This is a genomic window from Bacillus inaquosorum KCTC 13429 (assembly GCF_000332645.1).
Taxonomy (GTDB): domain Bacteria; phylum Bacillota; class Bacilli; order Bacillales; family Bacillaceae; genus Bacillus; species Bacillus inaquosorum.
Window position 1 is genome coordinate 331,623 of sequence record NZ_AMXN01000001.1, and the last position, 26,101, is coordinate 357,723.

At 43.9% G+C, this 26,101-nt stretch carries 30 protein-coding genes; 11 read left to right on the forward strand and 19 right to left on the reverse strand.

Translation table 11 applies throughout. The features are described from left to right. Positions 1-18: 18 nt before the first annotated feature. Both BSI_RS19115 and spoIIQ read right to left on the reverse strand, forming a co-directional pair. The gene (locus tag BSI_RS19115) at positions 19-441 is read right to left on the reverse strand and encodes a VanZ family protein (protein WP_003235690.1); all 423 of its coding nucleotides are present in this window, start codon (positions 439-441) and stop codon (positions 19-21) included. Between the two features lie 109 nt (positions 442-550). Beyond that, entirely contained in the window at positions 551-1,423 is an 873-nt protein-coding gene (gene spoIIQ, locus BSI_RS19110; RefSeq protein WP_003235692.1) for a stage II sporulation protein SpoIIQ, read from the reverse strand. A 141-nt stretch (positions 1,424-1,564) separates the two neighbouring features. On the opposite strand from spoIIQ, the gene BSI_RS19105 reads away from it, so the two are divergent. The 9 genes from BSI_RS19105 to pseI all read left to right on the forward strand — a co-directional run bounded on the left by BSI_RS19105 (position 1,565) and on the right by pseI (position 9,684). Then, entirely contained in the window at positions 1,565-2,056 is a 492-nt protein-coding gene (locus BSI_RS19105; RefSeq protein ID WP_080030786.1) for a GNAT family N-acetyltransferase, read from the forward strand. Continuing rightward, positions 2,053-2,571, forward strand: coding sequence for a DUF5362 family protein (locus BSI_RS19100; RefSeq protein WP_003235696.1), 519 nt, complete (start codon positions 2,053-2,055; stop codon positions 2,569-2,571). Before BSI_RS19105 ends, BSI_RS19100 begins: the two co-directional genes overlap by 4 nt. A 331-nt stretch (positions 2,572-2,902) precedes the next feature. Beyond that, on the forward strand, positions 2,903-3,907 hold the full coding sequence (locus BSI_RS19095; protein ID WP_003235698.1) for an SDR family NAD(P)-dependent oxidoreductase: 1,005 nt from the start codon (positions 2,903-2,905) through the stop codon (positions 3,905-3,907). A gap of 19 nt (positions 3,908-3,926) precedes the next feature. After that, positions 3,927-4,871 carry a dTDP-glucose 4,6-dehydratase gene (locus BSI_RS19090; RefSeq protein ID WP_003235700.1) on the forward strand — a complete coding sequence of 315 codons (945 nt, stop codon included), beginning with the start codon at positions 3,927-3,929 and terminating at the stop codon, positions 4,869-4,871. 14 nt (positions 4,872-4,885) lie between these two features. Next, positions 4,886-6,082: a UDP-4-amino-4,6-dideoxy-N-acetyl-beta-L-altrosamine transaminase gene (gene pseC, locus BSI_RS19085; RefSeq protein ID WP_003235702.1), complete on the forward strand. Its 1,197-nt coding sequence runs from the start codon at positions 4,886-4,888 to the stop codon at positions 6,080-6,082. A gap of 11 nt (positions 6,083-6,093) precedes the next feature. After that, positions 6,094-6,852, forward strand: a complete 759-nt coding sequence (locus BSI_RS19080) for a cytidylyltransferase domain-containing protein (RefSeq protein WP_003235704.1) — start codon at positions 6,094-6,096, stop codon at positions 6,850-6,852. A gap of 15 nt (positions 6,853-6,867) precedes the next feature. After that, positions 6,868-7,959 carry a UDP-2,4-diacetamido-2,4,6-trideoxy-beta-L-altropyranose hydrolase gene (gene pseG / locus BSI_RS19075; protein WP_003235706.1) on the forward strand — a complete coding sequence of 364 codons (1,092 nt, stop codon included), beginning with the start codon at positions 6,868-6,870 and terminating at the stop codon, positions 7,957-7,959. Between the two features lie 15 nt (positions 7,960-7,974). Continuing rightward, complete coding sequence (gene pseH / locus BSI_RS19070) at positions 7,975-8,565, forward strand: UDP-4-amino-4,6-dideoxy-N-acetyl-beta-L-altrosamine N-acetyltransferase (RefSeq protein ID WP_032731671.1); 591 nt, start codon at positions 7,975-7,977, stop codon at positions 8,563-8,565. A 69-nt stretch (positions 8,566-8,634) separates the two neighbouring features. Continuing rightward, positions 8,635-9,684, forward strand: coding sequence for a pseudaminic acid synthase (gene pseI / locus BSI_RS19065; protein WP_003235709.1), 1,050 nt, complete (start codon positions 8,635-8,637; stop codon positions 9,682-9,684). 131 nt (positions 9,685-9,815) lie between these two features. On the opposite strand, the gene BSI_RS19060 is transcribed toward pseI, so the two are convergent. After that, positions 9,816-10,253: a DUF5392 family protein gene (locus BSI_RS19060; RefSeq protein WP_003235711.1), complete on the reverse strand. Its 438-nt coding sequence runs from the start codon at positions 10,251-10,253 to the stop codon at positions 9,816-9,818. 244 nt (positions 10,254-10,497) lie between these two features. Here BSI_RS19060 and cls point away from each other — a divergent pair, with 244 nt between their 5' ends. Then, complete coding sequence (gene cls / locus BSI_RS19055) at positions 10,498-11,946, forward strand: cardiolipin synthase (RefSeq protein WP_003235713.1); 1,449 nt, start codon at positions 10,498-10,500, stop codon at positions 11,944-11,946. 21 nt (positions 11,947-11,967) lie between these two features. On the opposite strand, the gene BSI_RS19050 is transcribed toward cls, so the two are convergent. Continuing rightward, positions 11,968-12,741 (reverse strand): MerR family transcriptional regulator, encoded by a 774-nt coding sequence (locus BSI_RS19050; RefSeq protein ID WP_003235715.1) that lies wholly within the window; start codon positions 12,739-12,741, stop codon positions 11,968-11,970. A 145-nt stretch (positions 12,742-12,886) separates the two neighbouring features. Between BSI_RS19050 and BSI_RS19045 the strand changes: the two genes are divergently transcribed. After that, on the forward strand, positions 12,887-13,276 hold the full coding sequence (locus tag BSI_RS19045) for a DUF5362 family protein (RefSeq protein WP_003235717.1): 390 nt from the start codon (positions 12,887-12,889) through the stop codon (positions 13,274-13,276). 35 nt (positions 13,277-13,311) lie between these two features. Here BSI_RS19045 and BSI_RS19040 read toward each other — a convergent pair whose 3' ends face one another. The 15 genes from BSI_RS19040 to fdhD all read right to left on the reverse strand — a co-directional run bounded on the left by BSI_RS19040 (position 13,312) and on the right by fdhD (position 26,025). After that, positions 13,312-13,953 (reverse strand): NAD(P)-dependent oxidoreductase, encoded by a 642-nt coding sequence (locus tag BSI_RS19040; RefSeq protein WP_003235718.1) that lies wholly within the window; start codon positions 13,951-13,953, stop codon positions 13,312-13,314. A 67-nt stretch (positions 13,954-14,020) separates the two neighbouring features. Further along, positions 14,021-14,422: an Rrf2 family transcriptional regulator gene (locus tag BSI_RS19035; protein ID WP_003235720.1), complete on the reverse strand. Its 402-nt coding sequence runs from the start codon at positions 14,420-14,422 to the stop codon at positions 14,021-14,023. Positions 14,423-14,556: 134 nt separating this feature from the next. After that, the gene (gene ureC, locus BSI_RS19030) at positions 14,557-16,266 is read right to left on the reverse strand and encodes an urease subunit alpha (RefSeq protein ID WP_003235723.1); all 1,710 of its coding nucleotides are present in this window, start codon (positions 16,264-16,266) and stop codon (positions 14,557-14,559) included. Beyond that, entirely contained in the window at positions 16,263-16,637 is a 375-nt protein-coding gene (ureB, locus tag BSI_RS19025) for an urease subunit beta (RefSeq protein WP_003235724.1), read from the reverse strand. The genes ureC and ureB overlap by 4 nt, the downstream gene beginning before the upstream one ends. After that, entirely contained in the window at positions 16,634-16,951 is a 318-nt protein-coding gene (gene ureA, locus BSI_RS19020; protein WP_003227724.1) for an urease subunit gamma, read from the reverse strand. Before ureA ends, ureB begins: the two co-directional genes overlap by 4 nt. A gap of 99 nt (positions 16,952-17,050) precedes the next feature. Beyond that, positions 17,051-17,752 (reverse strand): urea ABC transporter ATP-binding subunit UrtE, encoded by a 702-nt coding sequence (gene urtE, locus BSI_RS19015; RefSeq protein ID WP_003235728.1) that lies wholly within the window; start codon positions 17,750-17,752, stop codon positions 17,051-17,053. Beyond that, complete coding sequence (urtD, locus tag BSI_RS19010; RefSeq protein WP_003235730.1) at positions 17,749-18,498, reverse strand: urea ABC transporter ATP-binding protein UrtD; 750 nt, start codon at positions 18,496-18,498, stop codon at positions 17,749-17,751. Before urtD ends, urtE begins: the two co-directional genes overlap by 4 nt. After that, a complete protein-coding gene (urtC, locus tag BSI_RS19005) occupies positions 18,473-19,543 on the reverse strand; it encodes an urea ABC transporter permease subunit UrtC (RefSeq protein ID WP_003235732.1) in 1,071 nt (356 codons plus the stop codon). Before urtC ends, urtD begins: the two co-directional genes overlap by 26 nt. Positions 19,544-19,554: 11 nt before the next feature. Then, the gene (gene urtB, locus BSI_RS19000; protein WP_003235734.1) at positions 19,555-20,457 is read right to left on the reverse strand and encodes an urea ABC transporter permease subunit UrtB; all 903 of its coding nucleotides are present in this window, start codon (positions 20,455-20,457) and stop codon (positions 19,555-19,557) included. 32 nt (positions 20,458-20,489) lie between these two features. Further along, positions 20,490-21,746, reverse strand: a complete 1,257-nt coding sequence (gene urtA / locus BSI_RS18995; protein WP_003235736.1) for an urea ABC transporter substrate-binding protein — start codon at positions 21,744-21,746, stop codon at positions 20,490-20,492. 205 nt (positions 21,747-21,951) lie between these two features. Then, positions 21,952-22,140, reverse strand: coding sequence for a stress response protein CsbD (csbD, locus tag BSI_RS18990; protein ID WP_003235737.1), 189 nt, complete (start codon positions 22,138-22,140; stop codon positions 21,952-21,954). A 72-nt stretch (positions 22,141-22,212) separates the two neighbouring features. Next, positions 22,213-22,692, reverse strand: a complete 480-nt coding sequence (locus BSI_RS18985) for a hypothetical protein (RefSeq protein ID WP_003235739.1) — start codon at positions 22,690-22,692, stop codon at positions 22,213-22,215. A 174-nt stretch (positions 22,693-22,866) separates the two neighbouring features. Next, positions 22,867-24,000 carry a response regulator aspartate phosphatase RapB gene (gene rapB / locus BSI_RS18980; RefSeq protein ID WP_003235741.1) on the reverse strand — a complete coding sequence of 378 codons (1,134 nt, stop codon included), beginning with the start codon at positions 23,998-24,000 and terminating at the stop codon, positions 22,867-22,869. A 195-nt stretch (positions 24,001-24,195) separates the two neighbouring features. Then, a complete protein-coding gene (gene moaA / locus BSI_RS18975) occupies positions 24,196-25,221 on the reverse strand; it encodes a GTP 3',8-cyclase MoaA (RefSeq protein ID WP_003235743.1) in 1,026 nt (341 codons plus the stop codon). Positions 25,222-25,236: 15 nt separating this feature from the next. Further along, on the reverse strand, positions 25,237-26,025 hold the full coding sequence (gene fdhD, locus BSI_RS18970; protein ID WP_003235746.1) for a formate dehydrogenase accessory sulfurtransferase FdhD: 789 nt from the start codon (positions 26,023-26,025) through the stop codon (positions 25,237-25,239). Positions 26,026-26,101: the final 76 nt, after the last annotated feature.

Below are 26,101 nucleotides of genomic sequence, written 5' to 3' on the forward strand. Positions count from 1 at the left end.
AATCCAAGACAGCCGGCTTTAAAATTTTTCGTGCATCTCATGTTTTCTCCGCTTCGCCAACACATATAAACCACAAAACAATACAATTCCAACAGTATCGATGAGCACATCCCGAATACATCCGTTCCTGCTGAAGAAGAGCTGAAGAACTTCTGTGAAAAAAGCAAACGCAAACGAGCCGGCTGCAGCTGATTTTATGCTGCCCCGCTGTTTCCACAGCAAATATGTCAGCACAAAGAAGGAAAACGCGTGCCCGATTTTTTGAATAAGCGCTACAGGTACAGCAAGCTCAGTAAAATCCAAGTCTAAAAACTGAGACAGATCAGGGTGCGGCTGAAAATGAAAAGCCACCGATTGCGATACGACCATGCCGCTGAAGCTCTCCGTACAGACAGAGAGCAGAATAAAAAAGATCCAGACTGCGAGCAGTAGGCGGTTCATGCCATAACCTCCTTTATAACATACGTGCCTTTGTGTAACTACATAGACGGTGAAACAAAGCAAAAAGTAACAAAAAAAACGCCCATCACACGGATAGACGTTTTCTTCATTAAGACTGTTCAGTGTCTTCTGTTGTGCTGCTTTCTTTGGAACCAGATTTGTCAGTTGAATCATCCTTTTTCTCACCGGATTTTTCTTCTGTTCCTTTTTCAGTTGATCCATCCTTTTTCTCGGAAGATTGCTGAATGGATTCTTCTGTTTCTTCAGTTGCAGCTTTTTCTTCAGCAGCTGCTGCTTTTTCAATAGAAGAAACCGGCTTGTCCATAAAGTTCAGCGGGTTCATAGCGACTCCGTCTTTACGGATTTCAAAATGCACGTGGTTTCCGCTGTCTTCGCTGTAAAGGTTCTTCCCAGACTTTCCGATCACTTGGTTTTGTTTCACCTTGTCACCTTGCTCAACACTTACTTCAGAAAGAGATTGATACACAGTTGATAAGCCGTCGGCATGTTCAACTTCTACAACATATCCCAGCACTGGATCTTTTTCAGCTTTGACAACCGTACCGCTCAGAGAAGCAGAAACATCGAAATCTTTTCCGTCTTTCTCAGCTAAGTCAATTCCTTTGCTTAGGCTGTACGTGTTATTATAGGTAACGAGTGCTGCTTCTTTCTCTTCTTTTGCGGCATCGGTTTCATAGAACTTTTTCACAACAGAAACGTTTTCAGAATCAACAACCGGCATTGCGACATTTTCCATTGACTTTCCTACTTCAACTGCATCGTCGTTGTTGTCATATGCGGAGTTTCCGCCGTTATCAGCCAACTGATCCTTTACATCATCATTTGATACAGATTGATACCAAAGGACAGCTGTTAAAATGACGGCCGCACTGACTAAGTAAATTGCAGGGAACACCCAGCGTTTACGAAAAAACTGCTGAAGTTTTTTGACTTGAGAAGTTTTCTTTTCTTCCTCTCTCATTGTTTCATCACCTCAGCAACATTCTGAACACTTTTCTGAAAATATATACACCTATACAAAAAACTTTTTTAGATGTAGTTTGCGCAGACTGATACGAAAATATGTCATTTTTTTTGAGAGGAGTGCCAAATACTTATGAACATGACATTGCGTCTTGCTGAACATAAAGATCTGGAGGCAGTTGTTGCGATTTATAATTCAACGATTACTTCTCGAATGGTAACAGCCGATACCGAGCCGGTAACACTTGAAGACCGGATGGAATGGTTTTTGGGGCATACAGAGGCACGTCCGCTCTATGTTGCCGAGGACGAAAACGGGAACGTTGCTGCCTGGATCAGCTTTGAAACATTTTACGGAAGACCCGCCTATAATAAAACAGCGGAAGTCAGCATATACATTGACGAAGCATGCCGCGGCAAAGGCGTCGGATCGTATTTGCTCCAAGAAGCGCTTCGCATTGCGCCGAATCTTGGAATCCGCTCACTTATGGCCTTCATTTTCGGACATAATAAACCAAGCCTGAAGCTGTTTGAAAAGCACGGGTTTGCAGAATGGGGCCTATTCCCCGGCATTGCCGAAATGGACGGCAAAAGATATGATTTAAAAATTTTAGGGAGAGAGCTGTCATGATTAGTCTGGATAAAGATGAAAACGAGATTGAACATCATAATGAAGAAAGCAGTGCCGCGGAACAGGAGATTGTGCCTGCGGAAAGTGAGAGCCGCCAGCTAAGCGCCTCTGCTGTCAAGTCGCTATCAGACATTGCCAAGTGGGGCAAAATTTCAGGCATTTTGCTGATCATTATGGGCTCGCTGCTCACTCTGTCTGCTTTGATGACAGTGATCGGCGCCATTCCGGGCGTACTGCTGATTATTTCAGGCGTCTTTCTGATGCGTTCAGCAAAAGCAGCCGCGGAAGCTGAAGGAAATCTTACCGGCACAGCTGGCGAAAGCATGCTTGAGAATTACGGGAAATTTATTAAAATGCAGCTGTTTTACGCAGCATCCAGTATTGTCACTGGCCTGATCGGGATCATTTTAGTCATTTTCATGCTGGTGATCATCGGCATTGCCGCTTTTGAAAACACCAATACGTATGAAGATCCGGATTCTTACTATTATGAGGATGATCCGGTGTTCGAATAGAGATTCAAAAAGATAGACACAAATAGCAAAGGCATGAGTTTGGTATTGAATGAACCGGGCTCATGCCTTTTTATTATGTATCTCTGCGTTATCGCCATTCCTCCATGACACGCTCTCCAATCAGGATGTTTCTCCCCTGCAATCTCTCCATTTCATTCTTAAGAGAAAGACTGTTTTCTCCGGCCGACAGGATCTACTGTTACTGCCGCACCATTGACAAAATAATAGTTGAATCCAAATAGGCTAGAGCAAACACAGAGTTATCTAACAAGCATATACTCCAATAACCGACATTGTTTTATCCATTCAAGAAAAAGGAAGTGGGTTACTTGTGTTTTTCAAAGATAAAAAAATACTCATAATTGGCGGAACAGGTACGATTGGAAAAAGCCTACTAAAACAAATTCTTAAGGACCAACCAAAGGTTGTTCGAATATTCAGCAGGGATGAATATAAACAATTTATGCTAGAAAACGAAATCGGGCCCAGAAAGGATATTAGATTTTTAATAGGAGATGTGCGAGATTATGACCGGGTGTTAAATGCAATGGACAGCATTGACTACGTCTTCCATACTGCTGCCATGAAGCATGTTCCCGCTTGCGAATACAATCCCTATGAAGCGGTCCTGACAAATATTATAGGAACCAATAATGTCATTAAAGCAGCCGTTGCCCAAAACGTGAAAAAAGTCGTTTTTACAAGTTCAGATAAGGCAATATCACCAACGAATGCATATGGAGCAACAAAACTCACAGCTGAAAGGTTAATTTCCGCAGCAGAGTACAGCAAGGGAAAAGCCGAGACGGTTTTTTCTTGTGTTCGGTTTGGAAATGTAATTGGTTCAAGGGGTTCCGTAGTTCCCTTGTTTACAGAACAAATCTTAAAGCAAAAAAAAGTGACTGTTACGGATTTAAACATGAACCGCTTTATGATGACACTGGATCAGGCGACGTCATTATTAATTAGTGCGCTTAAAGAATCTCAGGGCGGAGAAATTTTCATATTAAAAATGCCGGTTATCTCACTGAGCGACTTAGTGTCAGTCGTTGTTGAAGAAACATGCAAAAAACACAATTTGAATATTAATGAAATTGAAATACAAGAAATCGGGCTGCGGCCCGGAGAAAAAATGTATGAAGAACTTATGACGCATGATGAATCGACAATGGCTTTTGAGCTGCCTGAAATGTTTGTGATCCCTTCAACATTTGGGAAAAGAAATCATTATACTCAAGCAAAAAAAGCAGCTGAAGGAACCTATAGTTCAAATGATCAGGAGCAAATTTCAAAAGGAGAAGTCCTTACATTATTACAATCGCAAAAACTAATTTAATCTAGGAAGGAAGATGGGCATGAATATTCTCGTTACCGGCGGAGCAGGTTTTATTGGCAGATGGGTTGTGAAAAAGTTATTAGAAGACGGTCATCAAGTATGGGTGCTGGATGATTTATCGAATGGGCGTTTAGAAAATCTCGAAGAGCTGAAAAACGCCCCGGGTTTTATCGAGTTTATTAATGGAGATATAAAGGATTTAAACACATTAGAAGATCTTTTCTTGAAACAATTTGACATTTGCTATCATTTGGGTGCAAGCATAAACGTACAAGACAGCATTGACGATCCGAAAACCACATTTGCAAATGACACAATCGGTACTTTTAACATTTTAGAATTATGTAAAAAGCATAATGTGAAAGTTGTTTTCATGAGTACCTGTATGGTGTACGACCGAGCTGCATTTGCTGAAGGCATCAAAGAAACAGATCCTATTAAACCCGCTTCTCCTTATGCAGGAGCAAAGATCGCAGCTGAAAACATGGTGCTCTCTTATTATCACGCGTATGGTCTCCCAGCGGTGGTTATACGTCCGTTTAATACGTATGGGCCTTTCCAGAAAACAGGTGGTGAAGGCGGAGTAGTCGCTATTTTTATAAAAAATAAATTGGACGGCAAAAAGCTGCATATATATGGTGATGGCACTCAAACCCGTGATCTTTTATATGTAGAGGATTGTGCCAATTTCGTCGTGCAGGCTGGTTATTCCCAAAAAGCTAACGGTGAAATTATAAACGCAGGCCTTGGAAGAGATATCTCTGTTAATGATTTAGCAGAATTAATCGCAGGCGATAAACAAAACATTCGCCATGTAGCGCACATACATCCTCAAAGTGAAATTCCAAAATTGTTATGCAACTACGAAAAAGCAAAGAAAATCCTTAATTGGAGCCCGCAGGTTAGTTTGGAGGAAGGAATAAGAAAAACAGAAGAATGGATTAAGGGCACGAATCTTATTTAATAGGAGAATTGAATATGACAAGTGAGAATAAATTGGCAATTACAGGCGGTAAGCCCGTCAGAGATTCTTATCTTCCATACGGCAGACAATGGCTGGATGAAGAAGATATCCAATCGGTAGTCGATGTTTTACGAGGAGACTATTTGACGACGGGACCAACAATTGACTTATTCGAACAAAAAGTCGCTGAATATACTGGCAGCAGCTATGCTGTTGCATTTTCCAGCGGAACTGCTGCTTTGCATGCAGCTTGCTTTGCTGCGGGAATTTCACAGGGAGATGAAGTCATTACCACACCCATCACATTTGCGGCAAGCGCCAATTGTATTTTGTACATGGGCGCCAAACCGGTTTTCGCAGATATTGACCCGCTCACATACAATATCGACCCTGATTCTATCGAAAAGCTGATCACCCCCAAAACAAAGGCCATTATACCAGTAGACTTCACGGGACAGCCGGTGAATCACGATCGGATTCAAAAAATCGCAAAAGCCAATAACTTGATCGTCATTGAAGATGCTGCACATGCATTAGGCGCTTCATATAAAGGTGAAAAAATCGGTTCAATCAGTGATATGACAATGTTTAGTTTCCACCCTGTTAAACATATTACAACAGGCGAGGGCGGAATGATAACGACGAATAATAAAACTTATTATGAGAAGCTGCTCCAATTCCGCAGTCACGGTATAACCCGTGATCCTAAAAAATTAACTCAAGACCACGGATCGTGGTACTATGAAATGCACTTCCTTGGTTTTAATTATCGGATGACAGATATCCAAGCTTCATTAGGGATCAGCCAATTGAAAAAAGTAGATGATTTTATTGAAACACGAAATCATCTTGCCAGGATCTATAACGAAAAGTTAAAAACCATCTCCCACATTCATCTCCCAAGTCAAGATGCAGCCTCAACTTCAAGCTGGCACCTTTATATTATCAACTTAAAGCTGGATCAGCTAAAAGGAAATCGCGATGATATTTTCAACGCTATGCAACAGGAAAATATAGGAGTTAACGTTCACTATATACCTGTTTATTTACACCCTTACTATCAGCGTTTAGGTTATCAAGCCGGCCTATGTCCAAATGCAGAAAATCTTTATAAAGGAATTATCACCTTACCTCTGTTTCAATCAATGAACGAAAAAGATGCAGATGACGTGATCAAAGCATTAAAAAAAGTAGTAGATTTTTATTCGTAGGAGGTGATCAGTTGAAAGTAACGGCTATTATCCAAGCACGGATGGGGTCCAGCAGATTGCCAGGCAAAGTATTAAAAAAAGTTCTGAATAAACCTCTGCTTGAATATCAAATTGAAAGAATAAAAAGAGCGGCACTTATTGATGATATTGTGATCGCCACAACGACAAATGCGATGGATAAACCAATTGTTGAGCTAAGTAAGAGATTATCTCTTACTTATTATTGTGGGTCAGAAAACGATGTCTTATCAAGATACTACGAAGCTGCAAAAATAAGCAAAGCGGAAACGATCGTCCGCTTAACCTCTGACTGCCCTATTATTGATCATCGTGTCATTGACAAAGTAATTAAATTTTATCTAGATTCAAATGGACAATATGATTATGTGTCTAACACTTTAAATAGAACATATCCCCGCGGTATGGATATAGAAGTTTTTTCAGCTTCGTCGTTAGAGAAGGCTCATGCCGAGTCCAGTCTTGAACATGAACGGGAACACGTGACACCCTTTATTTTCCTGAATCCCGGCCGGTTCAAATTGGCTAATATCACCTATACCGAAAATCAGAAACAGCATAGATGGACTGTGGACACACCTGAAGACTTTTTATTAATCAAAAAAATCATTGAAAAACTATATCCAACTAAACCTGACTTTAGCTTAGAGGATACATTAGCATTATTGAACACGTTTCCGGAGTGGTCTTTACTCAACGCCCGAATAGAACAAAAAGAAATCTTCAATGACAACAATGACAAATACAAGTGATGATGAGGTGCTGTTATGAACATTCTTTTCAGAACAGATGCTTCAATTGAAATAGGCACAGGTCATGTCATGAGGTGCCTCACGCTTGCTAATGCTTTGCGTAAAAAGGGAGCTAATATTACATTTGTTTGCCGAAACTTACAGGGTCATCTAGCTGAGGTGATTCGCGCACAGCAGTTTGATCTCATTATGCTCTCAGAACCTAAAAAGAATGTTGTCATTCCTAAAGCAACTCCCCATTCTGATTGGCTTGGTGTTCCTTGGCATGTTGACTCAGCTGAAACCATTAGTGCGATTAAAGACATAAACAAGGAAATCTCCCTCCTTATCATTGATCACTACGCAATTGATATCAATTGGGAGATGAAAGTCAAAAAACATGTGAAAAAAATGATGGTGGTTGATGACCTAGCTGATCGTTTACATGATTGTGATATTTTATTAGACCAGAATCTTTATCCTCATTATGAAGACCGTTATGTCAATTTGGTCCCCAAAAGCTGCAAACAATTTTTAGGACCGGAATACGTCTTATTGCGAGACGAATTTTATTCATTTCATCCCAGTAACAAAAACTGCGATGGAAGTGTAAGAAAGATTCTTGTCTTTTTTGGAGGCACTGATCCCACCAATGAAACGAAAAAGGCCATTAATGCCTTTAAGCAGCTTTCTTCCCATGATATTGAGCTGGACATCGTGATTGGAAATACCAATACCCATAAGAATGAAATTGAATCCATTTGCAAAAAACATGCTTTCTGCAGCTTTCACTGCCAAGTGAATCATATTGCAGAATTAATGTACAATGCCGACCTTGCAATAGGTGCGGGCGGAACTGCCGCTTGGGAGCGCTGCTTTCTTGGCCTTCCAGCCATCGTAATCACCGTCGCTGAAAATCAAGAACTGATCGCTCAAACGCTTGATCAATTAGGTGCTATTCAATATCTGGGGCCTAAAGAATCAGTCAAGGAATCCGATATCGCCTCCGCCATTAACGAAATGATAAATAACCCCTCGTCATTAATACAAATGTCAAAAAAAGCCCGCATGCTTCTAGAAGGAAATATGGATAAGCGCCAAAATCTCTTATTCGAAATTTTAAAGTAAGGAAGGGATAAATCTGTGTTCAAATACTCCCTTAGGACATTAAAAGAAAAAGACTTAGACACAGTTCTCCGTTGGCGGAACGATGAAAGAATCAGGCAATCAATGTATAACGACCAAATCATTACTGAAAAACAGCATCAGCAATGGTTCAAGAATGTGAATTCCTCCAAAACAGAACATTATTTTATCTTTACAATTGATCATACAGACACCGGCTTTGTGAGTTTTAAAGATGTTGACCATAAAAATAACCACTGCTATTGGGGTTTTTACATCGGAGAGGCCCAGAGTCCAAAAGGCTCCGGTTCTGTCATGGGATTTTTAGCATTAGAATGGGCGTTTCAACAGTTAGAGGTTGAGAAAGTATACGGAGAAGTCCTGTCGAATAACGAAAAAAGCTTGTCATATCACCAATCACTTGGTTTTAGCAAAGAAGGTCATTTTCGAAAGCATATCGTAAGGAATAACAACTATCTTGATGTGATCAGATACGGTCTTTTAAAGGAAGAATGGATAGCGGAAAAGCCGAAAGTGATGAAGAAATTAGCTGAAAGAGGAATAGATAAAAAAGACCTTGATACAAATTTTAATGAACTGATGATCTGAAAAAAAATCACTTGATCTAAGTCCTTTGCTGCATGGCTGATATCACTGTAAATAGAAGGAGGTGCAAAAATGAACGAAATCAATATAGAAGGAAGAAAAATCGGGCCGCATCATCCTCCGTTTATTATTGCTGAAATGTCTGGGAACCATAATCAATCATTAGAGCGCGCTTTTAACATTATAGAAGAAGCAGCCAAAGCAGGTGCACATGCTCTGAAAATACAAACATATACCGCTGACACGATGACATTAAATATGAATACGAAAGATTTTAAAATTGAGGATGAGAATAGTCTCTGGTCCGGCAGAACGCTCTATGCATTATATCAACAAGCGTACACCCCATGGGAATGGCATAAACCAATCTTCGATAAATGCCGGGAACTCGGAATGATCCCTTTGAGTACGCCATTTGATGAATCGTCTGTCGACTTTTTGGAGGACTTGGGTGTGCCTATATATAAAATCGCTTCATTTGAAAATACCGATATCCCTCTTATCAAAAAGGTTGCTGCTACTGGTAAACCTATTATCATTTCCACCGGAATGGCTACAGTAGCAGAAATTGATGAATCAATAAGGGCCGCCAAAGAAGCCGGCTGTAAAGAATTTATACTTCTAAAATGCACTAGCACCTACCCGGCATCACCGGAAAACACCAATATTTCTACGATCCCTCATATGAAAGAATTATTCAATTGCCAAGTCGGCTTATCGGATCACACAATGGGAACAGGAGTTGCTGTCGCTAGTGTCGCCCTAGGCGCAACTGTGATTGAGAAACATTTCACTTTATCAAGAGCTGATGGCGGCGTAGATTCTGCCTTTTCACTGGAACCCTCCGAACTGAAGGAGCTTGTCGTTGAAACTGGAAGGGCGTGGCAAGCATTAGGACAGATAACGTACGGACCCACTGACGAGGAAAAAGCTTCGCTTAAATTCCGCCGCTCTATTTATGTAAAAAAAGATATAAAAGCCGGAGAGATTTTCACAAAAGACAATATTAAGGTCGTACGACCCGGTTATGGGTTGGAACCAAAATTCTATGATGTCATTATCGGCAGAACAGCTAAGAAACATATTGCAGCAGGAACACCGCTGAGATGGGATTCTATATAGTTTATATACCGCCTCTTTGTGAACATACTCGCCCTCTCCGCTTTAAAGAACTAGAGAATATATGATCATAAAAAAACTGCACCCTGATCTGTTCAGCAAATCGGGGTGCAGTTCTGGTGTTCAGCTCTTTTTTAAAATTGCATTTTCTTGCGTCTGTCTTCCTCAGTCAAAAATTCCACAAAACTCCGCATCGCAAACGGTTCTTCCTTAATCTGGCGCGTATAGGAGTCTTTCCGCTCTTCTGAAAGGATTTCGCTCTTTTTGATCCTGTTCAGCATATAGATGTGAACCGTTTTTTGGATTTGTTTATGCTGATAGCCTGCTTCTTTGAAAAATGCCAGGCCGAGCGCTGCCAGAAGCGCAAATATGCCTGCGCTGATCAGGGACTCCCTGTCAGCAGAAGCGTGAAATAGAAAAGCAGCCAAATTAAAGAGAGAGAATGCAGCAAGCGGAAAAGCAAGAAAACGGTACATGACAGTTTTTTTCATGAAAGGCTGTACGGCCTTTTGGATTTTTTGCATTTCTGTTTTAATGAACCCCGGCATTTGTTCGACTCTGTAAAAGTTCATTGTAATCCTCCCCCTTTATTTGATGTTGCAAGGCTTCACGAACGTTATCATATGTGCTTATTTTAACGCAGGTGCAAGCTGGTTTTAAAGAAATCTGCCCGTATTTTTCACGAAGAATCTGGTTCGCCGCTCTTTATTCTTTTAAAATGTGAGTGTTATAATTTGTAATGGGAATCAGATCGCTGTTATTCATGGAATACTAATGGCAATCTTCTTGATAAATATGAATGAGCGGGGTTACAAAGTGAGTATTTCTTCCATCCTTTTATCACTTTTTTTCATTTTGAATATTCTTTTGGCCATCATTGTCATTTTCAAAGAACGGCGTGATGCCAGCGCATCTTGGGCGTGGCTGCTTGTTCTTTTCTTTATTCCCGTTTTAGGCTTTATTTTATACTTGTTATTCGGCCATAATCTCAGGCGCAAGCATTTGTTTCAATGGGAGGACCGAAAAAAGATCGGCATCGAAAAGCTGCTGAAGCATCAGCTTGAAGATTTAGAAACCAAGCAATTTCAGTTCAACAACCGGGCAACCTTTGATAACAAAGATTTAATCTATATGCTTATCATGAATAACCATGCTGTGTTCACCGAGGATAATTCAGTTGACGTGATCACAGATGGACGGGATAAGTTTCAGCGGCTGCTGAATGACATTTCAAAGGCTAAGGATCATATCCACTTACAATATTATATTTATAAAGGTGATGAATTAGGCAAAAAATTACGGGACGCTCTCATCCAAAAAGCGAAAGAAGGCGTTCAGGTCAGAGTGCTTTATGATGAACTCGGGTCCAGAACGCTGCGAAAAAAGTTTTTTAAAGAGCTCCGCGAGGCTGGCGGGCATGTGGAGGTCTTTTTCCCTTCAAAACTCAGGCCGATTAACTTGCGGCTGAATTACCGGAACCACCGAAAGCTTGTCATTATAGACGGAATGACCGGTTATGTAGGCGGATTTAACGTCGGAGATGAGTATCTCGGGCTTAATCCGAAATTCGGTTATTGGCGTGATACGCATATCAGACTGCAGGGAACGGCCGTGCACGCCATCCAGACACGATTCATCCTTGACTGGAACCAAGCTTCCCATCGCCATACGCTGACATATATTCCGAATCACTTTCCTGATTATGGCCCGAAAGGCAACGTCGGGATGCAGATTGTCACGAGCGGACCGGATTCCGAATGGGAACAAATTAAAAATGGCTACATTAAAATGATTTCGAATGCCAAGCGTTCCATTTTGATCCAAACGCCTTATTTTATTCCGGACGCAAGCCTGCTGGATGCTTTAAGGATCGCGTGCCTGTCAGGCATTGACGTCAACATTATGATTCCGAACAAGCCTGATCATGCCTTTGTATACTGGGCGACACTCTCGTACATCGGCGATCTGTTGAAAGCCGGAGCCACTGTCTATATTTACGATAATGGCTTTATTCACGCGAAAACCATCGTAGTGGATGACGAAATTGCATCAGTCGGCACAGCAAACATCGATGTCCGTAGCTTCAGGCTGAATTTTGAGGTTAATGCATTTATTTACGATATCACCATTGCTAAAAAACTGGTTTCTACATTTAAAGAAGATTTGCTCGTATCCAGAAAATACACCTATGAGGAATATCTGCAGCGCTCCTTGTGGATTCGAATTAAAGAATCCGTCTCGCGGCTGTTGTCGCCGATCTTATAAGATGTGCCAAAACCCCGGCCTTTACGGCCGGGGTTTTTCCTGATGATCACAGTAAATGATCATCGCCTCCCGCAAAAAAGCGGCAAGGCCTTCTCCATATTGATTGATTGAATGAGTAAATCGTTCGTCAGTGATATACACTTCCGCAAGTCCTCTGAAAATGTCGAGTGTGCAATCGTAATGATATTGACAAATATGGTCGCGAAACGCCCCCACAGCGGCCTGGACCTCTGCATCATCAGGCCCGTGCTCCATTCGCGCCGCAATTCGTCTGTAAATTGAATCAAATTCAGCCATGATCACGCGCCAATCGTCTGCCGTATATGCAGATGTCCTTGTCTCTGTTTCTTCTGCGATTTTCCTTCCATACAGCCTTCTGACTTCATCAGCATATGTCTGCTGGTGCTCCTCAATGTCTTTCATGCTGAATCCCGCAAATAAATCCCTCTTATTCATATGTTCTCCTCCCTCGATGGACTGAAGCGTCCTGTCAATCGTTTGAATCATATCTTCCATTCTTTGTTTTTTCTTCATCAATATATCCTTTTGCGACTGAAGTGCCGCTTTCCGGTCAAAGTTCGGATGATCAAGCATCTCTTTAATATCCTCCAAACGAAAGCCGATTTCCTTGAAAAATAAAATCTGTTGCAGCCTTTCTAGATCTGCATCACTGTATAAACGATACCCTACGTCAGTAAGCGCTGATGGATTCAGGAGCTGAATATGGTCATAGTGATGAAGCGTCCGAATGCTGACGCCCGCTATGTCTGCCACTTGTTTGACTTGGTATTTCATAACTGCCGCCTCCTCCTTTTTTATCGTAAACAATTACGCTGCGTCAGGGTCAATCCCTAAAATATTATTTTCTATATACAAAACTTCTCACAAATAGTGTATAAAAGAAAAGTGAGTATTTTTTTGTAAAGGGGAGCCAGTGTACATGAATCCTGAAACCATGAACAAAACCCTCATCAGCATTTCAAAATGGGGAAAAGCAACAGGCATTTTATTTATTATTATGGGCGCAATTACCGCGCTGTCAGGCGCGTTCTTTTTTCTTATCGGTGCCGTGCCGGGCGTACTGCAAATTATTTCCGGAATCTTTTTGATGCGGTCAGCTAAAGAAGCAGGCCAAATGGCTGAACACAATAGCGGACAATCTGAAGACTTAATGCTGGAGAATTATGCGAAGTTTGTAAAGATGCAAGGGATTTATTTAATCGTGAGCATTGCTGTATCCATTCTAGCGATTATCGCATTCTTCATCTTTTTAATGCTTGGAATTGCTGACGGCCTTTTCAACGATTATAATACGTACAGCTCTTATTAATCAGAAAAACCCGGAGCGGACTCCGGGTTTTTTTATTATTCCGCTTCGCTTACCACTGTGAAGCGTTCATTTTTGTGTGCCGGATGTTCAAGCTCATCCAATACGGCAATGGCATAATCTGCATAGCTGATATAACTGTCGCCTTTTGCGTTTACGATGACATTGTCTTTTCCTTTTTGGTAAGAACCTGTCCGTTTTCCTGCCGGGTCAAAAAATGCCGCAGGGCTGAGGAACGTCCAAGAAATGGAGTCTGTCTGCTGCAAGTCTTTCAGGTTCTCCCCTTGATTTGATGCAGTCGGCAGATATTCTTTTGGGAATTCCGGCGTATCCATTAAACGGGTTGTTTTGGCTTCATCAACAAACAGGCTTCCTGCTCCGCCGACGACAAGCAATCTTGTGTTTTTTGCATCCTTTAAGATGCTGATTAGGGCTCTGCCTGCTTCAACATGAAGATGTTCCTGGCCAGGTGCTGCTCCAAATGCGTTTACGACCACGTCGAAAGGCTTGATGTCTTCTGCAGTCAGTTCAAACACATCTTTCTCCAAAATCGCTATGTCCTGTTCCTGTACTTTTGAAGAGGACCGAACGATGGCAGTCACTTCATGGCCTCTTGTTTTCGCTTCTTTCAAAATCTGGCTTCCTGCTTTTCCGCTTGCTCCGATAATTCCAATTTTCATTTTTCATTTCCTCCTTATTTGTAACAATTTCAGTTACATGTTGGCGGTGAGAAGTCATCCCTTTTGATTAAAAGAGATGATTCATAACATCTTTTAATGACTTGCTTGCCAATTCATTTTCCATCGCTTTTTGCACACTTTCAAATGTTTCATCCAGTGCGTTCTGAATTTTTTTCCCTACCGGACATTTCGGATTCGGATTCTCATGAACCGCAAAGAGTTCTTCTTGCTTTTGGACAGCCCGATATACTTCTAATAGAGAAATATCGGCCGGATCTTTTTTGAGGCTTGCACCCGGCACCCCGGCGCGTGATGTGAGAATATCTGCCTTTTTCAGCAGGCTGATCATTCTTCGCACGACAACCGGATTCGTGTTGACGCTGTCAGCAATGATTTCTGAAGATGTTTTTTCATCCATCGAAATGAGGGATAAAATATGAATGGCAACAGCAAGACGGCTGTTAATCATGTTTTTTCACCACCGTTGTAACTATAATAGTTACATTTAATTCGTTTGTCAACATCTAATATACACTAAATGCGGGGTTTTTGTGCACCGTTTTGAGTCAATAGTACGGCCGGATGCACTCCGGCCGCGTCTTGTCAGAATAAGAAATATCTTTGTCCAAGCGGAACATAATCGACAGGCTGGCAAGACAGTTCCTCTCCGTCAGCGAAGACCTGATAGGTTTTTGGATCAACTTCGATCTTCGGCAAAGCTGAGTTCAATTTCATATCCAGCTTGCTCAGCTTTCTGATATTCTTGACAGGAGAAATTCTTTTTTCCAGCCCTAAGCTTTCCGCCACACCCAGCTCTATGCTTGCCTGAGACATAAATGTAATGGAGGTTGAGCGATTGGCTTTTCCGTAAGACGCATACATTTGCCGCATAAACACCGGTTCCGGAGTCGGGATGGATGCGTTCGGATCTCCCATTTGCGCACGTGCAATCATGCCGCCCTTTAAAACCAGTTCCGGCTTTACGCCAAAAAATACCGGGTCCCACAGAACGAGATCAGCAAGCTTCCCTTTTTCCACCGAACCGACTTCATGGCTGAGCCCGTGAGTAATCGCTGGATTAATCGTGTATTTGGCAATGTAGCGTTTTGCGCGCACATTGTCATTTCCGTTTTCGCCGGCAAGAGCCCCGCGCTGCTTTTTCATTTTGTCAGCTACCTGCCACGTTCGGATGATCACTTCTCCGACCCGCCCCATCGCTTGGGAATCCGATGATGTCATGCTGATCGCACCGATATCATGGAGAATGTCCTCTGCCGCAATGGTCGCAGCCCTGATTCTTGAATGGCTGAACGCCACATCTTCAGGCACTTTCGCATCTAAATGGTGGCAGACCATCATCATATCAAGATGCTCATCCATCGTATTAACGGTATAAGGAATGGTTGGCGTTGTGGATGACGGCAGAATGTTAGCATAAGAGGCGAGCTTCATAATATCCGGGGCATGGCCGCCGCCGGCTCCTTCAATGTGATAAGTATGAATGACCCGGTCCCCGATCGCGTCGAGCGTGTTTTCCAGGAAGCCCGCTTCGTTAATCGTATCGGTATGAATGGCGACTTGAATATCAGCCTCATCCACGACTTCCATACACGTTTTGATGGCGCTTGGCGTCGTGCCCCAGTCTTCATGAAGCTTAAGGCCGATGGCGCCTGCTTCGACCTGCTCGATCAGCGGCGCTTTATCGGATGCATTCCCTTTTCCTAAGAAGCCGACATTGATCGGAAACTCCTCTGCCGCTTCCAGCATCCTTGCCATATACCACGCGCCGGACGTACATGTTGTCGCTTTGCTTCCTGTAGCTGGGCCTGTTCCGCCTCCCAAAAGAGTCGTCACACCTGAAGAAAGCGCAACTTCCATCTGCTGAGGACAAATAAAATGAATGTGCGTGTCCACTCCTCCGGCTGTTAAAATTTTTCCTTCACCGGAAATCACCTCTGTACCGGCGCCGATGACCATATGCGGATCGACTCCGTCCATGATATCAGGGTTGCCGCTTTTTCCGACGCCAACAATCCGGCCGTCTTTCACACCGACATCCGCTTTAACAATGCCTGTATAATCCAATAGCACGACGTTGGTGATGACCAAGTCCAAAGCGCCGTCTTTCCCTGTGATTCTGCCGTTTTGGCCCATGCCGTCCCGGATCGTTTTTCCGCCGCCAAAGATCATTTCTTCACCATATACGGTGAAATCCTTTTCGACTTCGATCCATAAATCTGTATCGCCCAATCTGATTTTATCGCCCGTTGTCGGGCCAAACAGCTCCGCATATTGCTCCCGTGACATTTTCATCGGATTACACCCTCCATCCAGCCGGCTTGTTTTAAGTTGGCTAACGTTTTTTCTTTGCCGCGTTCATCGATAAACGTGTCGGCCATTGCATTCAGGCCTCTTATTGTCTTTCGTCCTCCGATTTCCACAAGCGTGACCGTTTTCTGCTCGCCCGGCTCAAAACGGACCGACGTGCCTGATGGAACATCAAGGCGCATGCCGATCGCCTGCTCGCGATCAAATGATAATGCCCCGTTGGCTTCTGCAAAATGAAAATGCGAGCCGACTTGAATGGAGCGTGATCCGGTGTTTTTTACCGCTACCTCCCGTGTCTCGCGGCCTTCATTAATCGCAATCGTTCCCTCAGCAATCTGGAATGCTCCCGGCTTCATGACTTCACCTCCGCAGAAATTGGCTGATGTACCGTGACAAGCTTCACTCCATCCGGAAATGTGGCCTCCACCTGAATGCTGTCCAGCATCTCAGGCACACCCTCCATTACATCTTTTTCCGTTAACACATGGCGGCCGGCTTCCATCAGCTCCGCTACTCCCTTCCCGTCACGTGCGCCTTCCATGATAAAACAGGTGATATAAGCGGCAGCCTCAGGATAGTTCAGCAGAACGCCCCGCGCCTTTCGCTGTTTGGCTAATTCCCCCGCTGCAAAAATGAGCAATTTCTCTTGTTCAACCGGTGTCAGTTTCATCTGTAGTCCTCCTTCTTTTGTCATATAAAGCGGATGCGGTTACTACGAATTTGCGGAACATGCAGGCGGGACATCACCTCCCTTTCTTCAGAATGAAGATCATACAGTAAGATGCCTTTCAAAGCGGCGTGCCGTTTCTTCATCGGCCTTTCCATGGTCAACAACCGTTCCCCTGTCGATCACATAAAGGTAGTCAGCACAGGTTAACGCGTTTTCCAGACTGTGCTCGACTAATATAACGGACATGTCTTTTTTTCTGGAAATTTCTACGATAACGTGTCTGATTAGTTCGACAATTGAAGGTTGAATCCCTTCCATTGGTTCATCTAGTAAAATAATTTTTGGATTTCCCATCAGCGCTCTGGCAATTGCAAGCTGCTGCTGCTGGCCTCCGCTTAAATCGCCGCCTTTGCGGTCAAGCATCTCCTTCAAAACGGGAAACCACTGAAAAATCTCTTCCTTGATCTGCCCCGTCCGGTCCTTCCGCGGAAGCGGCTCTTCCCCGAGCAGCAGGTTGTCACGAACGGTTAAGGAGGAAAAGATGTCTCTTCCCTGCGGAACATACGCAATCCCCGCTTTTGCCCGTGTTTCCGCCTTTTCGTTTTGAACAAACGTTTGATTGAAACAAATATCCCCCTGTTTAGCAGGAAGCAGGCCTATGATTGTTTTCAGCAAAGTGGATTTGCCAACTCCGTTTCGGCCTAATACAGCGACAATTTGCCCTGGACGAACCTCCATGCTGAAATTGTGCAAAACCATCGATTGATCGTAACCAGACGTTACATTGCTGACGGCAATCATGACACACCGCTCCTTCCTAAATACACCGCTGCCACCTCTTCATTGCTTGTAATGTCATCCATCGACCCTTCACAAAGCACTTTGCCTTCATGCATCACCGTGACTTTTCTGGAAAATGAGCGCACAAAATCCATATCGTGCTCGACAATCAGAACAGAGCACGTTTTCGCGATTTCTTCAAGCAGGGCTCCGGTTTTTTCCCGCTCCTTTCCCGTCATGCCAGCAATCGGTTCATCCAGCAGCAAAAGCTTCGGCTCCATGGCGAGCTGCATCCCGATCTCAAGCCATTGCTTCTGTCCATGTGACAGGCTGCCAGCTGTTATATCCCGCTTTTCGTCTAACCCAACCAGCCGCAAGATGTCTATGATTCTGTCACTTTGCTGTTTCGTCATACGCGCTGTCAGCAATGAAAGGATCGTTTTTTTCTGTTTCATGGCAAGCTCGAGGTTTTCAAACACCGTCAGCTGTGTAAAAACACTCGGTGCCTGAAACTTCCGGGCGACCCCCAGTTTGGCGATCTGATATTCCCGAGCCTTTGTCAATTCATTCGTTTCCTGAAACAGAACTTCGCCCGAATGCGGCTTTGTTTTGCCGCAAATAATGTCCAGCAAAGTCGTTTTTCCGGCGCCGTTCGGCCCAATCAGAAAATGGATATCGCATTCCTGCACGCTGATATCAGCGCCCTGCAAAGCCCAAAACCCGTCAAACTCAACCCTTACGTCACGGCAGGTAAGTATCGGTTTCATAAGCAGCCGCTCCTTTCTTTTTCGAGGAAGAAAGCTGGGTTCTAAGCTTCTCGAACAGCCCGACAATCCCTTTTGGCATATAGAGCACGACGATGATAAACAGCGCGCCGAGAAAGTACAGCCAAATGTCAGGATAATATTCGCTTAAATAGCTTTTCATGCCGTTCGTTAACAGCGCGCCAAGCACCGCTCCGAAAATGGAGTGCCGGCCGCCGATCGCCACCCACAGCACCATTTCCACCGAAGGGATGATGCCCATCATTTCCGGTGAGATCATCCCGTCCTGAAGCACAAACAGCATCCCGGCAATCCCCGCCATCGCAGCGGATACACAGTAAATAAACACTTTAAAATTGGTGGAATGATACCCGAAAAAACGGACCCTGTTTTCTCCGTCACGCACCGCCTGCAACAGCCGTCCAAAACGGCTTCTCGTCAGAAACAAAGCGAACATGACAGAAACACAGAGGAAAAAGACTGTCGTAAAATACAGGATCTGCTTCATTGCAGGATCGGCCAGAGCATATTGAAAAATGGTATAGAAATTCGTGAGGCCATTCGTTCCGCCGGTGATTTCCTGGCTGCCGATGAACAATGTGACAACCACCACCACCACAGCCTGAGAGATCAACGAAAAATAAACACCCTTTATATTGTTGCGGAAGGTAAAGTAACCGAGTAAAAAGGCCAGAAAGACAGGCACAATGACAGCCGCGGCAATCGCAGCAAAAGGATACCTGAACATTGTCCAAATCCACGGCAATTCATTGACGCCGGTCCACTCCATAAAATCAGGTATACCTGACGGCGAAGCCTCTATCTTTAAGTACATGGCCATGCAGTAAGCACCCAATCCGAAAAAGACGCCATGCCCCAAACTCAAAATGCCTGTATATCCCCAAATCAGGCAAATGCCGACCGCTACAATCGCGAAGCATAAAAACTTCGCCAACAGCCCTAATCGAAACTCCTGCAGAAAGAACGGAGCGGCGATAAAAAGGGCAAACATCACAAGATACGGACTGAATTGTGAAAACCGCTTCATCCGGTTCCCTCCTAATCAAGTAATCTCGTTCTGACACTCGCAAGACCTGAAGGCCGCCATTGCAGAAAGAGAATAATAAAGGCAAACACGACAACCTTTGCAATCGTAGCGCTTGTGGAATATTCAACGAATGTGCTCAGCAAACCGACCGTCACCGCGCCGATAATCGTTCCTTTTAATTTTCCGATTCCGCCTAATATGACGATCATGAAGGCATCAACAAGGTATGACGAACCGAGAGTAGGCCCGATCGAACCAAGCAAGGTGAGTGAGCTCCCCGCGATACCGGCCAGTCCGCTTCCGAGTGCGAAAGCCAATGTATCTGTTTTTCGCACAGATACACCAAGACACGATGCCATGCTCCGGTTCAGCGTAACAGCCTGCATCCGCCGCCCCGCAGAGCTTTTAAACAAATACAATCCGAGCAGCGCCAGCGTAAAAAGAACGAGCGCCAAAATAAACAGCCTTTTATACGGAAAGGTAACGGAAAAAAGCGTCACTCCTCCCGTCAGCCACTCAGGAGACTTGACGGCCACATTCGGCGCGCCAAAAATCGATCTGGCCGCCTGCTGCAGAATTAAGCTCACCCCCCACGTCGCCAAAAGGCTGTCGAGCGGACGGTCATATAATCGACTGACAATCACTTTTTCAATGACAATCCCTATAAGCGCCGCAACCGCAAACGCCATGATGATCGCGATTAAAAAATAGTAAGAAAACAGAGAAGCCGGCAAATAGCTTAAAAATAGCTGCTGAACAACATATGTCGTATAGGCTCCTGCCATAATCAGCTCACCGTGCGCCATATTAATAATGTTCATCAAACCGAATGTAACGGCCAATCCAATCGCAATGAGAATCAAAATAGAACCGAGACTGATCCCGTTAAATAATTGAGTCACGACGACAGACATGCTCCGCCTCCTCCCCCGCAAACGGCTTTGATTTATTTAGATAACCCCTTTGCCCAGTCGTACGTTTTTAGGTACGGATCAGGTTTTACAGGATCACCTGAGTTCCATACTTCTTTAAACTGTCCATCCCCCGTGATCTGTCCGATTCTGACCGTTTTGTAAAGATGCTGTGTATCCCCGTCAATTTTCACTGTGCCGCCCGGAGCCTTGAATGAAATCCCGTCAGCCGCTTTCTTCACCTTATCGACATCAAAGGACTTGGCTTTTTCAACAGCCGCTGCCCAGAGATAGACCGCATTATAACCGGCTTCAATCGGATCGCTCGTCACCCGGCTATCGCCGTTCATTTTTTTATAGTTCTTCACGAATGTTTGATTTTCGCTCGTATTGGTTGTCTGGAAGTAATTCCACACCGCATAATGTCCTTTTAGCACATCAGGGCCGATCCCCCGAATTTCTTCCTCAGCGACACTTGCCGACATGACAGGCATATCGTCGGCCGATATCCCAGCATCTTTCAGCTGTTTGAAAAACGCCACGTTGCTGTCACCGTTTAATGTATTAAAAATGACATCGGGCTGTTTTTCTTTGATTTTGCTGACGAGCGTACTGTAATTCGTGTGGCCGAGCGGCGTATACTCTTCACCGGCAATTTCTCCTCCGGCCGCCTTCACTTGCGCTTTAATGATTTTGTTGGCTGTTCTCGGGAACACATAATCTGATCCAATCAGAAAGAAGGTCTTCCCCTTCTTCTTCAGCAGCCAATCGACAGCCGGCACAATTTGCTGATTTGTCGTTGCTCCGGTATAAACAATATTAGGTGATGACTCCATTCCTTCGTACTGTACCGGATAGAATAAAAGCCCATTATTTTGCTCCACAACCGGAAGCATGGCTTTGCGGCTTGCTGACGTCCACCCGCCAAAAACAGCAGCCGCTTTATCCTGCTGAAGCAGCTTTCTCATTTTTTCCGCATATGTAGGCCAGTCTGAGGCGCCGTCTTCTACGACGGGCTCTAGCTTTTTGCCGAGAACTCCGCCTTTTTGATTGATTTCGTTAATAGCCATTAGCTCTGCATCATGGACGGACACTTCGCTGATCGCCATTGTCCCGCTTAATGAGTGAAGAATCCCGACCTTCACTGAATCCCCGCTTGTGTCGATTTCAACTGTTTTTTTCGCAGCCCCGCTGGCTTCCGACACTTTCTTGGGCGCAGTACATCCCGTCATCAAAACCATGATCAGAAACAACTGAAAAACAGCCTGTATTCCAACCCCTTTGTTTTTCATTCAGAACCTCCCTTTGTCTGATTTTCACCAATCGATGTTATAAAAGTTAACAACTTATGTCATTATTATATAGAAGAGGTTCATTAATTCAAAGAATATTTAGAAATTTTAGATACCTTAACCAAATCGATTGCTTTTTTTGTTATATTTATTCACATCAACAAAAAAGGCAGGAAACATATCGTTTCCTGCCTCTTCCGTATGATTAATCTTTATCTGCGAATGTATCCTTTGCTTTCCCGATATCCTTTTGGATCTCGCCTTTCGCCTTATCTTTTTTGCCTTCAGCCTGCATATCCGCTTTATCGGTCATATCTCCGACTTTATCCTTCACTTCTCCTTTGGCTTTATTTAAGCCGCCTTTCATTTTATCTTTTACACTATCGTTACCCATTTTGATTCTCTCCCTTCAATTAGGTGTGTACTTGTTACCTTCCCGATCTGACAGGCGGTAAACATTTGAATGTTATTTATCGATTTCGTAGCGCTCTCCATAGCGAAGCACCTTGTATATTGCCAGCCCGTCGGATGACTTTTTCTCTGAATACCGTACCGGAAGCAGGGCGAAAAACACGTAATACGTAGAAAAATAGACAAACTGATAGAAAAACACATTCGGCTTTAATACACTGTGTAAAATCAGCAAGTTGACCGTAAAAATCGTTAACAGGTTAAACAGGCAGCCCCCGGCATACACGAGTGCATGTGAGAACCGATTGTCGATTTTCAGCTCACCATACCGGCAAAAAGAATCCATAAAATAGATCGTTCTGATCCGTATCGGCCCAATCTTGAGCAGCGTTTTGCCCATTCCAATATCCAATGATCCTTTTCCGCCAAAAATAAAAGCCATAAAGCTGTGCCCTGAAACATGTATGATCGATACAAGCGGCAGAACAATGAGGAAAGACCACAGAAACTTCACCATATCATTGAAACCAAACATCAAATTCCCCCTCACGCTTGTCATAGACTCCGGCACCGTCTGGACCCTGCCATTTTGACGTTTGTGTTCAAAAGCAATATGTAGCGATTTTTCCTGTTCTCCCCGGAAATAAACGTTCCGATGCTCCCCTTTTTTTGCATATAAAAAAACCATCTGGCAGCAGATGGTTTCGTCTCACACTTGATATAAACAATCGTTCCTTTGAATCATCTCTCTCATGCTGACCGCTTTTTCATAAAAATACACCGCTTCTTTGTAGTGTTCGCGATGACTGAAATAGGAGGCAGCATCCAAAGCGAATTCTTCAATATATACGTAAAGGGCTTTTTCTTCCATATAGTCAAATACTTCTTGAATCATATCCAAATTGACAGATTCCACATATAAGGCCTGCAGAAATTTATATTTTGCCAGACTGAAGAAGTCGTTTCGTTTTTGGGCGATGGCAATCCCTTTTTCGTAGTACCGCATCGCAGCTTGGACATCTTGTTTTTTGAAAAGAACGCGAGTCAGGCTGAATAGCGCTTTCGGAAGCTGTTCCAGCTGATGCTCTTCAAAGACAGGAAGCGCTTTTTCAAAGTATTCCGCAGCTTGATCCAGCTCTCCTTTGTCATCATAGCAATTCCCGATGTTATAGAGGGCTGAGCCGATCAAACGGGGCTGCCCTTCCAATAAAGCCAGACGATATGCGTCATCCAAGTGCTCCAGCGCTTTTTCATAGTTTCTGTAGTCAATGTAGTTTCCTGATATGACGAAATGGCATTGAATTCTTCTGACTCTGTAAAAATCGTGAGCCTTGTACGTCTCAAGCGCCTGTACGGCGTGGTTCATGGAAAAGTGCGTCTGCTTCATGATATAAAAGACTTCCGCCACTTTAAAATGATATTCCGCTCTTTCAATTTCATCTTCTACAAACGCAAGCATCTTCTCAGCTTTCCGATAAAAGGATATAGCCGAGATGTAATTGTTCTGTTCAAATTCGTACATTCCTCTGAACAAGTGAAAATAATACTCAGATAATCCGGAGATGCTGTCCTGATTGCTTTCCAGCGTTTGGATCAATTCTCGATATTGAAGCTGAGATTCCTCGTGCAGGTCGGGCTTTACATAATCCAGCATAATTTGGTGCCGGTAACTGATCAGCTGATAATACAGGAGAAGCAGCTGATCCTCTTCCATATGTTCTATGTCTTGATCAATCTCTTCCTTCAGCTTAACGGCATCAGCCACTTGAAATGCTAAAATATGCTTATACCACTTATTGATTTTCACTCCTACTTGAGATGACGGGATCTCGTACGCGGCCATGCCCCTCCAACCCTTTCTGTTTTCTAATTGGTTATATTTTATCATAATGTATGGCTTTGGAATTAAAATTTTCTTACAATGATTCCTTCTTTATGCCTATCCTTATATATTTCGGTTTTTGTATGTATTTTTTGCACATAAGCTTTTTCATCAAAAAAGCTTACCGGACACGCCGATAAGCTCTTTCATTTCATATTAACCGCCAATATAAGACATTTCCACTTTCTTTTTGCCGGATGCTTTTGATAGCGTACGATCGACCGAATATTGATCGATGCGGTTTTTCCACACTTTGCCGATCATCTCTGACAGTTCGTGATCGCTTAACCCCTGCCGAACCGGCGCTCTGAGGTCAAATCCGCTTGAAGCGAATAAGCAGGTAAACAGCTCTCCTCTCGCAGAAAGACGAGCCCTGTTGCACGATCCGCAGAACGCATCAGATACAGATGATATGACGCCGATTTCTCCAGATCCGTCCAAGTAGCGGAATCTTGAAGCCACTTCGCCTTTATAATTAGGCGCTGCCGGCTCAACAGGCATCTGTTCATTGATCAAATCAATGATTTCCGCCTTTGTCATGACGTCCTTCTTTTCCCATTGGTTGGTGTTGCCCACGTCCATAAATTCAATGAATCTCAGGATATGTCCTTTTTCTTTAAAATAACGCGCCATAGGCAGAATATCTTTTTCATTGACGCCCTTTTGGACGACCATGTTGATTTTCACACCGAGCCCCGCTTGCTTCGCCGCTTCAATGCCTTCCAGCACCTTGCTGACAGAAATCCCGCGTCCGTTTATCTTTTTAAACCGCTCGTCCTCTAAAGAATCAAGGCTGACTGTGACCCGTTTCAGCCCGGCTTCCTTGAGTCTCTCCGCATAAACAGGCAGCAGTGATCCGTTTGTCGTCATCGCAATGTCACGGACACCCGGAATGCGGGCCAGTTTTTTGATTAATTCGGGCATATCTTTTCTCATGAGAGGCTCTCCGCCGGTTAAGCGGATTTTTTCAACACCGAACCTTGTGACAAACAGCGTCGCAAGCCGTTCCAGCTCCTCAAATGAAAGCAGCTCCTCTTTCTTTAAAAAAGGATAATCCGGGCCGAATAATTCGGCGGGCATACAGTACGTGCATCGGAAGTTGCAGCGGTCTGTAACAGAAATGCGAAGGTCTCTCAGCGGTCTGTTCCTTTTATCCAACATCTGACGCGATTCTGTATTCATAGCTACAGCCCCTTCCTATCCCCCGATTCTCTCAGGGTGTGTATATACATTAAACGATCCGTTTCTGACAAATCCGATCGCTGTAATATTTAATTCTTCCGCCATTTGAATCGCAAGCTCCGTTGGGGCCGATTTGGAAATGACAATCGACACACCGATTTTTGCCGCTTTTAACAGGACTTCTGATGAGATTCTGCCGCTGAACACAATCAGTTTGTCGCGGACGGACATCCCGTTCAGAAGACAGTGTCCGTATAATTTATCAAGTGCGTTGTGCCGGCCGATATCAGTGCGCATCAGGAGCAATTTCTCTGTGTCACAAAGCGCCGCATTGTGGACGCCACCCGTATCCTGAAACGTTCCGCTCCCTTGTTGCATGTCTTTCATAAGCGCCAGACACGCTTCAGGCGATATCTTGATTTGGCTGACAGCCGTTTTTGCGGTTTTGACATCCTGCTGAAAGTAAAAATGGCGGCCCTTTCCGCAGCATGACCCGATCACCCGTTTCGTATAATCCTTTTGATCCAATGTCTCAGGATGAACGAGGTCGACATAAACAAAACCGAGACTTTCATCTATTGTAAACCTTTTAATCTCTTTTTGAAATCGTATTACACCCTCTGATGCGAGAAATCCGATGACAAGCTCTTTGATATGCTCCGGCGTACAAACGAGCGTCACAAATTCACTTCCGTTCAGTATCACTGTCAAAGGGTATTCCGTTACCATCCGGTCTTCTATTTTGCTCATTTCCCCTTGTTCATAGCGCCATACATCCCTGACCGCAGTTACTTTATCGTTCAATGTCTCTTCCCCTCCGCAATGTTCCTGCCTTTATATTTTTTCACACTCCTCGGATTTTGTCGAATCCTGAGACATA

Coding starts and splice junctions, on each gene's coding strand:
- BSI_RS18985 (WP_003235739.1), bottom strand. CDS start 22,692: ATGTTTGGTTTCAATGATATGGTGAAGTTTCTGTGGTCTTTCCTCATT.
- BSI_RS19100 (WP_003235696.1), top strand. CDS start 2,053: ATGATTAGTCTGGATAAAGATGAAAACGAGATTGAACATCATAATGAA.
- ureC (WP_003235723.1), bottom strand. CDS start 16,266: ATGAAAATGTCACGGGAGCAATATGCGGAGCTGTTTGGCCCGACAACG.
- urtD (WP_003235730.1), bottom strand. CDS start 18,498: ATGAAACCGATACTTACCTGCCGTGACGTAAGGGTTGAGTTTGACGGG.
- urtC (WP_003235732.1), bottom strand. CDS start 19,543: ATGAAGCGGTTTTCACAATTCAGTCCGTATCTTGTGATGTTTGCCCTT.
- BSI_RS19050 (WP_003235715.1), bottom strand. CDS start 12,741: ATGAAATACCAAGTCAAACAAGTGGCAGACATAGCGGGCGTCAGCATT.
- urtE (WP_003235728.1), bottom strand. CDS start 17,752: ATGATTGCCGTCAGCAATGTAACGTCTGGTTACGATCAATCGATGGTT.
- BSI_RS19105 (WP_080030786.1), top strand. CDS start 1,565: ATGACATTGCGTCTTGCTGAACATAAAGATCTGGAGGCAGTTGTTGCG.
- moaA (WP_003235743.1), bottom strand. CDS start 25,221: ATGAATACAGAATCGCGTCAGATGTTGGATAAAAGGAACAGACCGCTG.
- ureA (WP_003227724.1), bottom strand. CDS start 16,951: ATGAAACTGACACCGGTTGAACAAGAGAAATTGCTCATTTTTGCAGCG.
- BSI_RS19045 (WP_003235717.1), top strand. CDS start 12,887: ATGAATCCTGAAACCATGAACAAAACCCTCATCAGCATTTCAAAATGG.
- spoIIQ (WP_003235692.1), bottom strand. CDS start 1,423: ATGAGAGAGGAAGAAAAGAAAACTTCTCAAGTCAAAAAACTTCAGCAG.
- pseG (WP_003235706.1), top strand. CDS start 6,868: ATGAACATTCTTTTCAGAACAGATGCTTCAATTGAAATAGGCACAGGT.
- BSI_RS19060 (WP_003235711.1), bottom strand. CDS start 10,253: ATGAACTTTTACAGAGTCGAACAAATGCCGGGGTTCATTAAAACAGAA.
- BSI_RS19040 (WP_003235718.1), bottom strand. CDS start 13,953: ATGAAAATTGGAATTATCGGAGCAAGCGGAAAAGCAGGAAGCCAGATT.
- pseC (WP_003235702.1), top strand. CDS start 4,886: ATGACAAGTGAGAATAAATTGGCAATTACAGGCGGTAAGCCCGTCAGA.
- BSI_RS19115 (WP_003235690.1), bottom strand. CDS start 441: ATGAACCGCCTACTGCTCGCAGTCTGGATCTTTTTTATTCTGCTCTCT.
- pseI (WP_003235709.1), top strand. CDS start 8,635: ATGAACGAAATCAATATAGAAGGAAGAAAAATCGGGCCGCATCATCCT.
- rapB (WP_003235741.1), bottom strand. CDS start 24,000: ATGGCCGCGTACGAGATCCCGTCATCTCAAGTAGGAGTGAAAATCAAT.
- ureB (WP_003235724.1), bottom strand. CDS start 16,637: ATGAAGCCGGGAGCATTCCAGATTGCTGAGGGAACGATTGCGATTAAT.
- urtA (WP_003235736.1), bottom strand. CDS start 21,746: ATGAAAAACAAAGGGGTTGGAATACAGGCTGTTTTTCAGTTGTTTCTG.
- BSI_RS19090 (WP_003235700.1), top strand. CDS start 3,927: ATGAATATTCTCGTTACCGGCGGAGCAGGTTTTATTGGCAGATGGGTT.
- csbD (WP_003235737.1), bottom strand. CDS start 22,140: ATGGGTAACGATAGTGTAAAAGATAAAATGAAAGGCGGCTTAAATAAA.
- urtB (WP_003235734.1), bottom strand. CDS start 20,457: ATGTCTGTCGTCGTGACTCAATTATTTAACGGGATCAGTCTCGGTTCT.
- BSI_RS19035 (WP_003235720.1), bottom strand. CDS start 14,422: ATGATTAACAGCCGTCTTGCTGTTGCCATTCATATTTTATCCCTCATT.